Annotated in this window: 13 protein-coding genes; 6 read left to right on the top strand and 7 right to left on the bottom strand. The window is 61.6% G+C overall.

All coding sequences use genetic code 11. The features are described from left to right. Nucleotides 1–280: 280 nt before the first annotated feature. Both lysS and prfB read right to left on the bottom strand, forming a co-directional pair. A complete protein-coding gene (gene lysS, locus K6T12_RS20555; RefSeq protein ID WP_222224845.1) occupies nt 281–1786 on the bottom strand; it encodes a lysine--tRNA ligase in 1506 nt (501 codons plus the stop codon). Between the two features lie 38 nt (nt 1787–1824). Beyond that, nucleotides 1825–2919 (bottom strand): peptide chain release factor 2, encoded by a 1095-nt coding sequence (gene prfB / locus K6T12_RS20550; RefSeq protein ID WP_222224844.1) that lies wholly within the window; start codon nt 2917–2919, stop codon nt 1825–1827. Between the two features lie 232 nt (nt 2920–3151). Between prfB and nhaD the strand changes: the two genes are divergently transcribed. Then, on the top strand, nt 3152–4612 hold the full coding sequence (gene nhaD / locus K6T12_RS20545; RefSeq protein ID WP_222224843.1) for a sodium:proton antiporter NhaD: 1461 nt from the start codon (nt 3152–3154) through the stop codon (nt 4610–4612). A 49-nt stretch (nt 4613–4661) separates the two neighbouring features. Here nhaD and fldB read toward each other — a convergent pair whose 3' ends face one another. Both fldB and K6T12_RS20535 read right to left on the bottom strand, forming a co-directional pair. After that, the gene (fldB, locus tag K6T12_RS20540) at nt 4662–5189 is read right to left on the bottom strand and encodes a flavodoxin FldB (protein ID WP_222224842.1); all 528 of its coding nucleotides are present in this window, start codon (nt 5187–5189) and stop codon (nt 4662–4664) included. 95 nt (nt 5190–5284) lie between these two features. After that, nucleotides 5285–5611: a phasin family protein gene (locus K6T12_RS20535; protein ID WP_222224841.1), complete on the bottom strand. Its 327-nt coding sequence runs from the start codon at nt 5609–5611 to the stop codon at nt 5285–5287. Between the two features lie 163 nt (nt 5612–5774). Here K6T12_RS20535 and gloA point away from each other — a divergent pair, with 163 nt between their 5' ends. Next, nucleotides 5775–6167: a lactoylglutathione lyase gene (gene gloA / locus K6T12_RS20530; protein WP_222224840.1), complete on the top strand. Its 393-nt coding sequence runs from the start codon at nt 5775–5777 to the stop codon at nt 6165–6167. A 75-nt stretch (nt 6168–6242) separates the two neighbouring features. Here gloA and K6T12_RS20525 read toward each other — a convergent pair whose 3' ends face one another. Continuing rightward, a complete protein-coding gene (locus K6T12_RS20525; protein ID WP_222224839.1) occupies nt 6243–7877 on the bottom strand; it encodes a methyl-accepting chemotaxis protein in 1635 nt (544 codons plus the stop codon). Between the two features lie 364 nt (nt 7878–8241). Between K6T12_RS20525 and K6T12_RS20520 the strand changes: the two genes are divergently transcribed. Together K6T12_RS20520 and K6T12_RS20515 are read left to right on the top strand one after the other, a co-directional pair. After that, on the top strand, nt 8242–9051 hold the full coding sequence (locus tag K6T12_RS20520; protein ID WP_222224838.1) for a tetratricopeptide repeat protein: 810 nt from the start codon (nt 8242–8244) through the stop codon (nt 9049–9051). 231 nt (nt 9052–9282) lie between these two features. Beyond that, entirely contained in the window at nt 9283–9744 is a 462-nt protein-coding gene (locus K6T12_RS20515; protein ID WP_222224837.1) for an RDD family protein, read from the top strand. A gap of 200 nt (nt 9745–9944) precedes the next feature. Here the strand turns inward: K6T12_RS20515 and lptG are convergent, their stop codons facing one another. After that, a complete protein-coding gene (gene lptG / locus K6T12_RS20510) occupies nt 9945–11006 on the bottom strand; it encodes an LPS export ABC transporter permease LptG (RefSeq protein ID WP_222224836.1) in 1062 nt (353 codons plus the stop codon). Continuing rightward, nucleotides 11003–12112, bottom strand: coding sequence for an LPS export ABC transporter permease LptF (gene lptF, locus K6T12_RS20505; protein WP_222224835.1), 1110 nt, complete (start codon nt 12110–12112; stop codon nt 11003–11005). The genes lptG and lptF overlap by 4 nt, the downstream gene beginning before the upstream one ends. A gap of 127 nt (nt 12113–12239) precedes the next feature. Between lptF and K6T12_RS20500 the strand changes: the two genes are divergently transcribed. Together K6T12_RS20500 and K6T12_RS20495 are read left to right on the top strand one after the other, a co-directional pair. Next, on the top strand, nt 12240–13736 hold the full coding sequence (locus K6T12_RS20500; RefSeq protein ID WP_222224834.1) for a leucyl aminopeptidase: 1497 nt from the start codon (nt 12240–12242) through the stop codon (nt 13734–13736). Between the two features lies 1 nt (nt 13737). Continuing rightward, nucleotides 13738–14169 carry a DNA polymerase III subunit chi gene (locus tag K6T12_RS20495; RefSeq protein WP_222224833.1) on the top strand — a complete coding sequence of 144 codons (432 nt, stop codon included), beginning with the start codon at nt 13738–13740 and terminating at the stop codon, nt 14167–14169. Nucleotides 14170–14366 lie beyond the last annotated feature (197 nt).

The raw sequence follows: 14366 nt of genomic DNA, 5'->3' as shown, positions 1-14366 counted from the left end.
GGATTTGCCAAGATCGATAGCCAGTGTCTTAACTTGCATGAGATGGACCCCTCTCTTTCGGTTTGGGTGACCTTCTCAGCGTAGGCGCGCTGAGAGGGAGGGTGGGTCCATCCCATTTCCTACGGCCCGCCAGGCCACTTCTCCTACGGCCCGCCAGGCCACTTCTAGGCTGCTGGGTACCGCGGGCAACCGTAGCCACCGATACTTAAAAACCCAAAAATACAGCCACAAAAAAGCCGCGTCGAAGGACGCGGCTTTTTCAATCCGAAGCGGATTGCTATCAAACAGAGCGCGGGCGCATCGCCGGGAACAGAATCACGTCGCGGATCGACGGTGAATCGGTGAACAGCATCACCAGGCGGTCGATACCGATCCCCTCGCCGGCGGTCGGCGGCAGACCGTATTCCAGCGCGTTGATGTAGTCGGCGTCGTAGTGCATCGCTTCATCGTCGCCGGCATCCTTCTCGGCCACCTGCTGGCGGAACCGCTCGGCCTGGTCTTCGGAGTCGTTCAACTCCGAGAAGCCGTTGGCCAGTTCGCGGCCACCGACGAAGAACTCGAAGCGGTCGGTAACAAACGGGTTGTCATCGCTACGGCGCGCCAGCGGCGAGACTTCAGTCGGGTACTCGGTGATGAAGGTCGGCTGGTCCAGACGGTGCTCGACGGTCTTCTCGAAGATCTCGATCTGCAGTTTGCCCAACCCCCAGCTGTCCTTGACGTCGATATCCAGTCGCTCGGCGATCTGGCGGGCGGCGTTTTCGTCAGCCAGCGCCTCGGCGGTGATATCCGGGTTATAGTGCAGGATGGAATCGAACACGCTCATCCGCTGGAACGGCTTGGCCAGGTCGTACTCCCAACGGTCCAGCACTTCGCCGTTTTCGTCACGGGCAGTGTTGACGATGGTGGTGGTGCCCAGCACATCCTGCGCGACAGTGCGCAGCATGTCCTCGGTAAGGTCCATCAGGTCATGGTAGTCCGCGTACGCCTGGTAGAACTCCAGCATGGTGAATTCCGGGTTGTGGCGGGTCGACAGACCTTCGTTGCGGAAGTTACGGTTGATCTCGAACACCCGCTCGAAGCCACCGACCACCAGCCGTTTCAGGTACAGTTCCGGCGCAATACGCAGATACATGTCACGATCCAGCGCATTGTGGTGGGTGATGAACGGCCGCGCGCTGGCGCCACCCGGAATCACCTGCAGCATCGGTGTCTCCGCCTCGATGAAGCGGCGCTCGGTCAGGTAATTGCGGATGCCGGAGACGATCTTCGAGCGCATCTCGAACACCGTGCGCGACTGCTCGTTGGTGATCAGGTCGACATAACGCTGGCGGTAGCGCATCTCGGTGTCCTGCAGCCCCTTGTGCTTGTCCGGCAGCGGGCGCAGGTTCTTGGTCAGCAGCTGGTACTCGGCCATGTCGACATAGAGGTCGCCCTTGCCGGATTTGTGCAGCTCGCCGGTGACGCCGATGATGTCGCCCAGGTCGACACCCTTGGCGAAGGCGCGCGCCTCCTTGTTGACGTACAACTGGATGCGGCCGCTCATATCCTGCAGCACCATGAAGGCGCCACGGTTCAACATCACCCGGCCGGCAACGCTGACCTTGATGCCGGCCTCGGCCAGCTCCTCTTTGCTCTTGTCGCCGTGGCTGTCCTGCAGGTCCTGCGCGTAGCTGTCGCGGCGGAACCGGTTCGGGAAAGCGTTGCCCTGCTCGCGCATCGCGGCCAGCTTGTCGCGGCGCTCGGCGATCAGGCGGTTTTCATCTTGCTGCTGCGTGTTGTCAGACATCTTGGGGGGAAACCTTTCAGTAAACTCTTAGCTCAGACTTACAGGCCAGCTTTCAGGCTGGCTTCAATAAACATGTCCAGATCGCCGTCCAGCACCTTGTCACAGTTGGAGGTCTGCACGTTGGTGCGCAGGTCCTTGATACGCTGGTCGTCCAGTACGTAGGAGCGGATCTGGCTGCCCCAGCCGATATCGGCCTTGTTGTCTTCCAGTTCCTGGGCCGCTTCGGTGCGCTTGAGCATCTCCATCTCGTACAGCTTGGCGCGCAGCTGCTTCATACAGGTGTCTTTGTTCTGGTGCTGGGAGCGCTGACTCTGGCTCTGTACCACGATGCCGCTCGGCTCGTGGGTGATACGGACCGCGGACTCGGTCCGGTTAACGTGCTGACCGCCGGCACCGGACGCGCGGTAGACATCGACGCGCAGGTCGGCCGGGTTGATATCGATCTCGACGTTGTCATCGATCTCGGGCGACACGAATACCGATGAGAAGGAGGTGTGACGGCGACCGCCGGAATCGAACGGCGACTTGCGCACCAGCCGGTGCACGCCGGTCTCGGTGCGCAGCCAGCCGAACGCGTACTCGCCCTCGAAACGGATGGTGGCGGATTTGATACCGGCCACTTCACCTTCGGAGACTTCAATCAGTTCGGTCTTGAAGCCCTTGTTCTCGCCCCAGCGCAGGTACATACGCAGCATCATGTTGGCCCAATCCTGGGCCTCGGTGCCGCCGGAACCGGCCTGGATATCGAGGAAGGCATTGTTGGCGTCGGCTTCGCCGGCGAACATACGGCGGAACTCCAGCGTCTCCAGCCTGGCCAGCAGCGCTTCGACCTCCTGCTCGACCTCGGCCACGGTATCGGCGTCATCCTCCTCCACGGCCATATCCAGCAGGTCACGGGCGTCCTCGACGCCGCTGCTCAGATCGTCGATGGTGGTTACCACCGCCTCCAGCGTGGAGCGCTCTTTCCCCAACGCCTGGGCGTTCTCCGGATTGTTCCAGACAGCCGGATCTTCCAGTTCGCGGGTCACCTCCTCCAGACGGTCTTTCTTGCCGTCGTAGTCGAGGTAGCCGCGCAGGGCATCAGTGCGCTCTTTGATATCATTGAGGCTGTTGATAATCGGGTTGATTTCCATCGTGTCGATCACAAACTCGCTGGTTGGAAAAAAGGAGCATAGTCTACCCGAAGCCGCTTGCTGTTTAAATCATCGACGCAGCTCCGCAACGTGCTTTCAGCCGCATCACTGGCGCAGGCTCGCATCGCTGCCCTAAACTTCAGACGAACGCGCCGGGCCGGGCTGCCCCACAGCGGCGGCCAAATCGGCAGGACGCCCGTGTTGAACCGCCGCTTATGAGATTAGCCCAGATATGCGCAGATGGATCGCCCCGCTATTCGCCACGTTTACGCTACTGGCCTTCGGGCTACCGGCCATCGCCGGCAACGCCGACAGCGAACTGCCCTGGCAGGATTTCACCACCAGCAGTTACGGTATCGCCGCACTGTTGATCTTTGTCCTCGCCTACTTGCTGGTGGTGAGCGAGGAGTTCTTCCGGCTGCGCAAATCGAAACCGGTGGTGGTGGCGGCCGGCTTCATCTGGGTGCTGGTCGGACTGGCCTATGCCAGCCAGGGCGACACCGTCACCGCCGGCGAAGCGGTTCGCACCAACATTCTCGAATATGCCGAACTGTTCCTGTTCCTGCTGGCGGCGATGACCTTTATCACCACGCTGGAGGAGCGCCGGGTGTTCGCCTGCCTGCGCGAATGGCTGATCGCCCGCCAGCTGAGCCTGAAATCGATCTTCTGGCTGACCGGCCTGCTGTCGTTCCTGCTGTCGCCGGTGGCCGACAACCTGTCCACCGCGCTGCTGATGGGCGCGGTGCTGATCGCGGTAGGCGGCCACAACCACCGCTTCGTCGGTGTCGGCTGCATCAACGTGGTGGTGGCCGCCAATGCCGGCGGCGCCTTCAGCCCGTTCGGCGATATCACCACGCTGATGGTCTGGCAGCAGGGGCTGGTCAGCTTTGCCGAGTTCCTGCGCTTGTTTCTACCGGCGCTGGTGACCTGGCTGGTACCGGCGCTGCTGATGTCGATCGCCCTGAAGGAGGGCCCGCCGGGCGGCCAGAGCAAGCCCGAACAGCTGAAGCCCGGTGCCATCGGCATAATCGTTCTGTTCCTGGCCACCATTGCGCTGGCGGTGTCGGTGCACAACTGGCTGCATATGCCACCGGTGCTGGGCATGATGACCGGACTCGGGGTGCTGAAGGTGTACAGCCTCTATCTGGAGCGGTTCGCACCGCTACACTGGCAGCAGGGGCAGCTGTCGGCCCACCCCAACGGCCGCCATCCCATTTCCCAGCTGAGCCCGGATGAGGATGAAGTGGATATTATCCGCCAGTTCAACATCTTCCGGGTGGTGGAGCGCTCCTCCTGGGACACGCTGATGTTCTTCTACGGGGTGGTGCTCTGTGTCGGCGGGCTGTCGGCGCTGGGCTACCTGGGTCATGTGTCCGGCTGGCTGTACGGCGACCTGGGGCCGACCTGGGCCAATATCCTGATCGGCGTACTGTCCGCCGTGGTGGACAACATCCCGGTGATGTTCGCAGTGCTCAGTATGGAACCGCAGATGAATCTCAACCAGTGGCTGCTGGTGACCCTGACCGCCGGCGTGGGCGGCTCGTTGCTGTCGATCGGCTCGGCCGCGGGTATAGCCTTGATGGGCCAGGCCCGCGGCAGTTATACCTTCCTGATCCATCTACGCTGGAGTTGGGCGATCGCGCTGGGCTATATAGCCGGGATCGTAGCCCACCTGTTTTTGAATGGCACTTGACCGAGCAACTCCGACAACAGGTATCCGTAATCAAAGCCGGCAGTGTGGATCAAGCGTCGGCGCTTTCGAATTCAGCCAACACCTGCTCGGCCCAGCGGGCCACCCGCGGCCCCGTTTCGGCATGCTGGCCATCCTCGTCGATCGCCAGCCCGACGAACTGCTGCCGGTCGTCGGTCAATGCCTTGGACGCTTCGAAGTTGTACCCCTCTACCGGCCAGTAGCCGATCAGCCGGGCACCGCGCTCTGCCAGCAGATCGTGCAGCAGCCCCATCGCATCGAGGAACCACTCGCCGTAACCGAGCTGGTCGCCCAGTCCGAACAGGGCACAAGTGCGACCACTGAAGTCGATCTGCTCCAGCTCCGGCCAGAGTTCCGCCCAGTCCTCCTGCAGCTCGCCGAAATCCCAGGTGGGAATCCCCATGATCAGCCACTGGTACTGATCGATCGCCGCCAGCCCTTCGGCGGCGATGTCATGCAGCGCCAGCCGGTCATGACCGATCTTCTCGGCAATCAACGTGGCGACATCTTCGGTATTGCCCGTGGTGGAGGCATAAAACAGGCCGATCGTGGTACTCATAGCCGCTGGGGTTCCTTAGCTATTAGCTGGCAAAAAACACTAACAATAAACAGCAGCCGCTATCCTACCCGATCGGCCACCGTTTAGCCCGCCAATCAGCGCTTGGCGAAGGCGTCGAACGAGTCCTGAGTCAGTTGTTCGATCTCCTGACGCGCGTCGGCCAATACCTTGAGATTGTTCTCGCCGGCGGCACGCAAGGTTTCTTCAAGCTCATGGGCATAGGCGCGCTGCAATTCCAACAGATCATTCGAATTTTTGCACTTCTGCAGCTCGCGGGTCTGCTGAATGGTGGCGTCGATGCAGGACTTGGTGCACTCCATCTGCTGCCGGGTCAGCTCCTCGAGCATCCGGGTCTGGATATTGATCAGGTCCTTGAACGGTTCCATCGACTCATTCAATTTCTTACTCATATCTTGAAACATCTCGAATCCTTCCCTATCTATTCGGGTATCATGCCGCGCCGGGCTAATATCCGTCGGCCGCGATCATCGCAGTACCCCGGCACCGGCTCTGCGAGCGCCCGGGACCGATATCCGACAGGCTACACCGGCCCACCCGACCAGTTTGCTGAACGAGGTTACACTGATGCGAATTCTGCACACCATGCTGCGGGTCACTGATCTGCAGAGATCGATCGCTTTCTATACTGACATTCTGGGCATGGAATTGCTGCGCAGTAAAGATTATCCGGACGGTCGCTTTACGCTGGCCTTCCTCGGTTATGGCAAAGAGAGCGAGCACACCGCGCTGGAACTGACCCACAACTGGGACACCGACCAGTATGACCTGGGCAACGCCTACGGCCATATCGCCATCGAGGTGGACGATGTCTACCAGGCCTGCGAGGCGATCAAGGCCAAGGGCGGTGAAGTGGTGCGCGAAGCGGGCCCGATGAAACACTCGACCACCGTCCTGGCATTCGTCAAGGACCCGGACGGCTACATGATCGAACTGCTGAGTCCGCACCGGCAGGACTGAGCCCCACCCCAAAACGAAAAAGCCCGGCGAACCAGCCGGGCTTTTTGTTTCTGCAGCGCTGTATGGCGCCAGGTGTCAGACGCGGAATTTGCTGACCAGCGCCTGCAAGTCCGCAGATAGCCGTTGCAGCTCCTCGCTGGATTGCGCCATGTGTTCGGCGCCATCCGCCGAGGCATCGGACGCTTCGTGGATCGCAGTCAGCGAGCGGTTGATCTCTTCCGACACGCTGGTCTGCTCCTCGGACGCGCTGGCGATCTGGGCGTTCATATCGGTAATGGCGTTAACCGCCTTGGCAATCACCCCCAGTGCCTGCCCCGCTTCAGTCGCCTTGCCGCCGGCACTTTCCGCCCGCTGCTGACCGGCCTGCATCGCCAGCACCGCGTTACGGGTGCCCTCCTGCAGCCGTTCGATCGCCTCCTGGATCTCCTGGGTGGAGCTCTGGGTGCGCTGCGCCAGGGTACGGACCTCGTCGGCCACCACCGCGAAGCCGCGTCCCTGCTCGCCGGCGCGGGCCGCCTCGATCGCCGCGTTCAGCGCCAGCAGGTTGGTCTGTTCGGCGATCCCCTTGATCACGTCGACCACCGAACCGATGCTCTCGCTGTCGGACTCCAGGGTGCGGATCCGTTCGGAGACGTTCTCCACATCCTGCACCAGGTTGGTGGTAGCGGTCACCGCATCGCCGACAATCACATTACCCTTGCGGGCCTCTTCGCTGGTGCCCTGCGCTTCCCTGTCGGCCATTTCGGCATTGCGCGCCACGTCCTGCGCCGTCGCCACCATCTCTTCCATCGCGGCCGCCACCTGCTGGATCTCGCTGCGCTGGGTATTGATGCTGTCGTTGGCCCGGATGCTGACCTCGGTCATCTCGCTGGCCGAACCGGCCAGTGCCGTGGTGGCATTGGCGATCTGAGCGATCACGTTGCGCATCTGCTCCAGCATCTGGTTGAAGCTGCGCGAGATACTGGCCAGTTCGTTGTCGCCCTGCACCTCGACACTGAGGGTCAGATCGGAATCCCGGGCGATCCGCTCCATAGTATCCTGCATCTGGTCCAGCGGGCCGCGTACCGAACGGTATACCCCCCAGGATAGCAGCGCCAAACCGACGACGATCGCCACCGTGGTGATCGCCAGAATCAGGATTTCGCTCTCATAGGCCGCCTGAATAGCGCTACGCTCCTCACCGGCGACCCGCAGCTGCAGGTTCACCAGCTCGGCGATCTTTTCGCTGATCGGGTCGATATCCCGGTACAACGGACCGTCATAGGCATCCAGTTGGCCGGCCGCACTCTGACCATTGGACGCGAACAGCTGCAGTGCGCTCTCGACACCGTCGATGGCACGATTGGCGGCGCTGAACAGTCGCTCGGCTTCGTCAGCCAGCTTGGCCTCCTGCTTGGTCAGTTCGGTCGCCATGTAGGCCTGCCACTTGCCGGCGATCTCCCGGCGCGCTTCCTGGATTCCCTGCAGCGCCTCACCGGCCGACATCAGTCCGGCGTTGGCTTTATTGACAGCATCGATCACATACACCGCATAGTCATCGGCGATAATCTTCAGATCTTCCAGCGGTATCACCCGATCCTTGTAGATCCGGTCTACCCCCGCATTGATGTTCCCCATCTGGTTCAGCGCTGTCGATACGATGATAAACAGGCCGAAAATCGGCAGGACTGATAGCAATATCAGCTTGAAACGGATTGAGAGATTGTTCATTGGTCAGTTGGTCCAGATACGACGTCCTTCGTTTGAATCCACGTACTTGGTCCCTGTCAAGCACTCGCCTGAAAAGTCCATTTTACGGCATCCAATTCCATTGACGCGTTATTATTTTTCTAGTTTTAAACGGCAGCCCTCCGTTTGATTTTCATTCTACCCTCAAGTCAAACCCGGTGAGAAGCCTTACCCTGAATGAGGGTATAGGTTAAGATTTGTAATAATATTAGAAACAACTAAACAACCTGACTGTTTCAGAGTGAGGCGGCAGATTTTTTTGATGTCTGTGCATTATTTCCCCAGATCTGCACGGTATAATCCAGCCTTCTCACCCTATCCTAACCAGATTACGGGCAATAGATTAATGACTAAAAAGATCGTTTTGGCGACCGCCGGGCTTATCTTCAGCCTCCACGCAGCTTCAGCCCTGGCGGCTGGCGAACTGGGCAAGGGCACTCGCGCGTTCGAAGCCGGCAATTACGCCGCTGCGCTGGACGAGTTGCAGCCGCTCGCCAAAGAGGGCAACCCGGACGCGATGAACATGGTCGGCCAGATGTACGAGCACGGCTGGGGTCTGAAGAAAGATATCGAGCGCGCCAAGCAGCTGTACAACCAGGGCGCAGCCCAGGGTCATCTGGCCAGCGTCAACAGCCTGCGGGCACTGAAAAACAAAGAGTACCAAGTCGAGCTGAAGCAGGTTCGACCGGATGCGGAAGCCGGCAACGCCAGCGCTCAGAACCGCCTGGGTGAGATGTACGAGTTCGGCTACGGTGTCGAGCGCGATGCGGCAGAAGCGCTACGCTGGTACCGGATGGCTGCCGAACAGCACCTGATCGCCGCCCAGCACAACCTCGGCCGTTGCTACAACTTCGGCACCGGTGTGACTCAGGACTTCGCCGAAGCTGAACGCTGGTACCTGAAAGCCGCCGCCCAAGGCCACACCGATGCGATGTTCTTCCTCGGCACCCTGTACTCCAACAACCACGGAGGCGACAGCAGCCGCGACACCAACGTCATTGCCTACGCCTGGATGCATAATGCCGCGGTGCTGGGCAATGAAACCGCCAGCGCAATCGAACGCCGCCTGACCATGAAGCTGAACAGTAGCCAACTGCAGGAGGCCGAGGAACTGGCGCAAGAGTACAAATCCAAGTACGTCACACCCTACCAGTAAGGCTCACCAGGCCTGCAGGCAACAATACCCAAAATACCCAAAGGGGACGGAAGCGCCCCCTTCGGGTATTGGTTACCCCCCCCGCGCCCGAATTTCATCCCTTGCCCCCCTGCCCGCCCAGCTAAGAGTTGATGCCGGCGTTCCATCGGGTACTATTGAGCCCCCGTAGCACAGCGTCCGGATTCAATGGCCGGATGGTCGCTCTGAATGACAATCGGAAGAGGATATTTGATGGCTCGCGCCTTCCCGGAACGTTTCGATCAGGTAAGCCAGGCCAGTCCGGTCAAGCGCCTGGCCGCGCTGCTGTACGACAGCATGCTGACCGTGGCGCTGTGGATGGTGATCGGCGCTATCGCAGTGGCCCTGAACCAGGGCGAAGCGGTCGGCGGACCACTGTTCCAGTCGGTCCTTTTCATCCTGACCTACCTGTTTTTCGCCTACTTCTGGAATCGCTCCGGCCAGACCCTGGGTTTGCTGGCCTGGCGCCTGCGGGTGCAAAGCGTCGAAGGCGAACACCTGACCTACAGCAAGGCGCTGGTGCGCTTCCTGGCAGCCGGCCTGTCGCTGGGCTGTTTCGGGCTGGGCTACCTGTGGATGTTTGTCGACCGCAACCGGCTGAGCTGGCATGACCGGCTGTCCGGCAGCTGCGTGGTGCAGCTTCCCAAGGCCGATAAGAAAGCCGCTAAACGTTGATCACGTAAATCCCCCAGCCCGGGGATTAGCGAAAACTCGTCGCCCGCGGAGCGGGCTGCTACAGACTTAAGTACTTCGTAGCAGCCCGCTCCGCGGGCGACGTCATTCCGAAGCCTGCTTGAGCCAAACCTCATCCCAACCTACGGGCTGTTCAATGCTAACTTTCAACTGTTAACTCCCAACGAATTGCCAGCCAAGCCTTAACCTGCCCGCCGCAGCAATATCACGCCAGCCAATGCGCAAATCACCACCGGCAGCAGCATCGCCAGCAATGGATGAAAGCCGAACACGGTGCTGGCCGGGCCGAGCATATCCTGGCTGAACTTGAAGCCCAGCCCCACCACGATACCGGCCACCAGCCGCTGGCCGACCGTCACACTGCGCAACGGACCGAAGATGAACGACACCGCCACCAGCACCAGTGCCAGGATCGCCACCGGCTGCAGCGCCTTGCTCCAAAAGGCCAGCTTGTAGCTGTCCGCCGACAGCCCCTGCCGCTCCAGGTAATCGGTATATTGCCAGAGCCCCTGCATCGACAGGTTGCCCGGCTCGACCACCACCACGCTGAGCAACTTGGGCGTCAGCTCGACCTGCCAGCGCTCTTCGGCCAGGGTGCCGCTACGCAATTGCTGGCCATCTTCAAACAGCGTCTCCTGCACCTCCTGCAGCAACCAGCCGTCCGGCCGGTAACGGCCTTCGCGGGCGAAACTGGCCCGCAGCAACTGATTGTCGTCGCCGAACTCGTAACGGGTGACGCCATGGATCACCCCCTTGCTGGAGGCACTGTTGATATGGATGAAGTGGTTGCCGTCGCGGTGCCAGACACCGCCGGCGGACAGCGCCCGGCCGCCGGCCACCCGCAATGAACGGAAACTCTGGGCACTCTGCTCAGCCTCCGGCACCACGAACTCGCCCAGCGCCAGCGCCAGCAACACCAGGATCAGGACCGGTTTCATCACCCCGGTCACGATCCGCTGCACCGATACCCCGGACGATCGCATCACCGTCAGTTCCGAGTGGCTCGCCAGGGCACCCAGCCCCAACAGACAGCCGATCAGTGCACTGAGCGGGATAAATTCGTACAGCCGACGCGGCAGGGTCAGCAGCACGTATTGCATCGCCGCCAGCAGGTCGTACTGTTCAGACAGGTCGGGCAGCTGATCAACCAGAGAGAACAACAGGTCCAAGCCAACAATCACCAGCAACACCGCCGCGGTGGCGCCCATCACATATTTCGCCAGGTAGCGATCGAGCAGTTTCATGACGGCTTCCTCCGCAGCGTTCGCCAGCTGAAGGTCGGCAGCCGGTTGAACTGCCGCGACCAGAAGCCGCCGAGCAACACCAGGTTGGCCGCCAGCAGCAGGAACAGCAGATGTACCAGCCACAACAGCCAGACCGCGCCGCCCTCCTCGATCTCGCTACGGGCGGCGCTGAGCAGGGTCAGGTAAAGCAGGTAGATCAGGATCGACGGCACCAGCCGGGCATAACGGCCCTGGCGCGGATTGACCCGCGCCATCGGTACCGCGATCAGGGTCACCACCAACGCCAGCACCGGCAGGGTAAGCCGCCAATGCAGCTGGGCCAGCCCTTCGGCATCGGTGCGACCGAGCAGGTCGACGGTGGCCATGGATTCGATATCGGTAGGCTCGTCGATCGCCTCGGCCTGCTTCAGGCGCAGGCCGTACTCCTGAAAACGGGTATCGCTGTAATCGGCCCGGCCCGGCTGGCCCTCGTAGCGACGACCATCCTGTAGCAGCAGGTAGCGCTGACCGTCGATCTCGCCGGTGCGCTCGCCCTGCTCAGCCAACACCACCACCAGTTCGCCCGCTTGCTTGCTGCGCTGGGCGATGAATACCGTATCCAGCCCGCCCCGCTCGGTTACCGCTTCGGTGTAGATCACCCGGCCGTCGTCGCCGACCTGAAAACGCCCAGGCGTCACCAACTCCAGCGTTGAACGGGCTTCCTGCTGTTGCATCAGCTGGCCGATGGTGTGGGCGCCGGCCGGTGTCAGATAGAGGCTCAGTGCCGCCACCGCGCCGGCCACCAGCAGCGCCGGCCCCAACGCGTAGCCGATCAGCCGCCGCTGACTGAGGCCACTGGCGTAGAGCACCGCCATTTCGCTGTCCAGATAGAGCCGGCCGTAGCCGAGCAGGATGCCGAGGAACAGCCCCAGCGGCAGAATCAGCTCCAGAAAGCCCGGCAGGCGGAACGCCATGATCTGCAGCAGCAGCTCCGGCGACAGTTCACCGGTGGCCGCCTTGGCCAGGTATTTGATGAAGCGCCCGCTCATGATGATCACCAGCAGGACGCTGCTGACCGCCAGCATACTGGTCAGGATCTCGCGGGAAAGATAACGAAAAATGATCAAAAGGACCGGTCCGTCTCGGAAATGGTTTCGGGGGCAAAATAGTTTATAGTGCTAACCACTATCGGATAACCCGTCTGACGCGGAATTATGCTGAAAAGCGCGTCTAAAGTCTTCATGTGGAGTCAGTATGGATTTTGAAATTACCAGCGGATCTATCACCAGCGCGGAAAGTGACTGCCTGATCGTCGGCATCGGTGCCGACAGCCAGCTGACACCCTCCGCCAGCGCTATCGACCAGGCCAGCAACGGCTACCTGAGCGAGATCCTGGCGCAGGGTGATATTCAGGGTAAGAGCGCGCAAACACTGATGCTGCACCGGGTACCGGGCATCACCGCCAAGCGTGTTCTGCTGGTCGGACTCGGCAAACAGGGCGAGCGCCAGGATCGCAACTACCGCAAGGTGGTCAAGGCGGCGATGGACCAGATCAAAGCCAGCCGGCTGAAAAGCGCGCTGTTCGCTTTCGACGGCCTGGCCGCCGACGATGCCGACAGCTACCGTCAGGTACGCCACCTGACCGAATGGGCCGGCGCCGAGCTGTACCAGTACGACGAAACCAAGAGCAAGAAAGCCGACCCGATTCTGCTCGAGCAGATCCAGGTCCAGCTGGATGAGGAGCTGCGCGACATCGGCGAATTCGCCATCCAGGATGGCGCGGCGATCAGCAACGGCGTCAGCACCGCCCGCCAGCTGGGCAATCTGCCGGGCAATATCTGCACCCCGAGCTACCTGGCCGACCAGGCGCTGGCGCTGGGCGCCGAGCACGACAGCGTCGAGGTGACCGTGCTGGACGAAGCCGAGATGGAGCAGCTGGGCATGCACTCGCTGCTGTCGGTCGGCCACGGCTCCGATCAGCCCTCCAAGCTGATCGTCATCAACTACCGTGGCGCCGGCGACAACGACAAGCCGCACGTGCTGGTCGGCAAGGGGATCACCTTCGACACCGGCGGCATCAGCCTGAAGCCGGGCGAAGGGATGGACGAGATGAAGTTCGACATGTGCGGCGCCGCCAGCGTGCTGGGCACCATGACGGCGATCGCCGAGATGGGCGTCGAACTGAACGTGGTCGGCATCATCGCCGCCGCCGAGAACATGCCGAGCGGCCGCGCCACCAAGCCGGGTGACATCGTCACCACCATGTCCGGCCAGACCGTCGAGATCCTCAACACCGACGCCGAAGGCCGCCTGGTGCTGTGCGACGCGCTGACCTACGCCGGCCGTTTCGAGCCGCAGACCGTGGTCGATATCGCCACCCTGACCGGCGCCTGCATCATCGCCCTTGGCCATCACGCCACCGGCCTGCTGGCCAACGACGATGAACTGGCCGCGCGGTTGCTGGAAGCCGGCGAACAGGCCGCAGACAAGGCTTGGCGGCTGCCGCTGTGGGACGAGTTCCAGGAGCAGCTGGATTCCAACTTCGCCGACATCGCCAACATCGGCGGCCGGCCGGCCGGCACCATCACCGCCGCCTGTTTCCTGTCCCGCTTCACCAAGGAGTACCGCTGGGCGCACCTGGATATCGCCGGCGTAGCCTGGAAAAGCGGCGGCAAGGAGAAAGGCGCCTCCGGTCGCTGCGTGCCGCTGCTGTGCCAGTACCTGCTGAACCAGTCCGCCGACGAGGAATAAGATGCCGCAGGCGGACTTCTACGTGCTGCCCGCCGCCGATACGGCGGCGCGGCCGCGCTTTCTGTGCCGGTTGGCCGAGCAGATCGTGCCGGCCGGCCATCGGCTGCATATCCACTGCGAAGATCGCCAGGCAGCCGAACAGCTTGACCAACTGCTGTGGAACTTCAAGCCGGAAAGTTTCGTGCCCCACCAGTTGGTCGGCGGCCGGGACGACGACTGCCCGGTGCAGATCGGCTGGCAGGCCGAACAGATCGATCCGCAGCGGGTGTTCATCAATCTGACGCTGGCGCAGCCGGAACAGGCGCTGAAGGCGGAACGGGTAGTGGAAATCGTGGTGCAGACCGACGAGGTGCTGGCGGTTACCCGTGCCGCCTACAAGCACTACAAGGACGGCGGTTACGAGATCCGCATGAACGATATGCGGCGCAAATAGTTTTCTCTCGCTTGCTTCTTCAAAGTCGCGGCTGAATCTGCCCGGCCTGCTCTTCTCCTACAACGGAGACCGGTGTAGGAAATGGGATGGACCCACCCTCCCTCTCAGCGCGCCTACGCTGAGAAGGTCACCCAAACCGAAAGAGAGGGGTCCATCTCATGCAAGTTAAGACACTGGCTATCGATCTTGGCAAATCC

Origin of the sequence: Marinobacterium arenosum (assembly GCF_019795155.1) — a bacterium.
GTDB lineage: Bacteria > Pseudomonadota > Gammaproteobacteria > Pseudomonadales > Balneatricaceae > Marinobacterium_C > Marinobacterium_C arenosum.
Note: the sequence above shows the minus strand (reverse complement) of the source record. Positions and strands in the feature narration are given on the sequence as shown.

Coding starts and splice junctions, on each gene's coding strand:
- lysS (WP_222224845.1), bottom strand. CDS start 1,786: ATGTCTGACAACACGCAGCAGCAAGATGAAAACCGCCTGATCGCCGAG.
- prfB (WP_222224844.1), bottom strand. CDS start 2,919: ATGGAAATCAACCCGATTATCAACAGCCTCAATGATATCAAAGAGCGC.
- nhaD (WP_222224843.1), top strand. CDS start 3,152: ATGCGCAGATGGATCGCCCCGCTATTCGCCACGTTTACGCTACTGGCC.
- fldB (WP_222224842.1), bottom strand. CDS start 5,189: ATGAGTACCACGATCGGCCTGTTTTATGCCTCCACCACGGGCAATACC.
- K6T12_RS20535 (WP_222224841.1), bottom strand. CDS start 5,611: ATGTTTCAAGATATGAGTAAGAAATTGAATGAGTCGATGGAACCGTTC.
- gloA (WP_222224840.1), top strand. CDS start 5,775: ATGCGAATTCTGCACACCATGCTGCGGGTCACTGATCTGCAGAGATCG.
- K6T12_RS20525 (WP_222224839.1), bottom strand. CDS start 7,877: ATGAACAATCTCTCAATCCGTTTCAAGCTGATATTGCTATCAGTCCTG.
- K6T12_RS20520 (WP_222224838.1), top strand. CDS start 8,242: ATGACTAAAAAGATCGTTTTGGCGACCGCCGGGCTTATCTTCAGCCTC.
- K6T12_RS20515 (WP_222224837.1), top strand. CDS start 9,283: ATGGCTCGCGCCTTCCCGGAACGTTTCGATCAGGTAAGCCAGGCCAGT.
- lptG (WP_222224836.1), bottom strand. CDS start 11,006: ATGAAACTGCTCGATCGCTACCTGGCGAAATATGTGATGGGCGCCACC.
- K6T12_RS20500 (WP_222224834.1), top strand. CDS start 12,240: ATGGATTTTGAAATTACCAGCGGATCTATCACCAGCGCGGAAAGTGAC.
- K6T12_RS20495 (WP_222224833.1), top strand. CDS start 13,738: ATGCCGCAGGCGGACTTCTACGTGCTGCCCGCCGCCGATACGGCGGCG.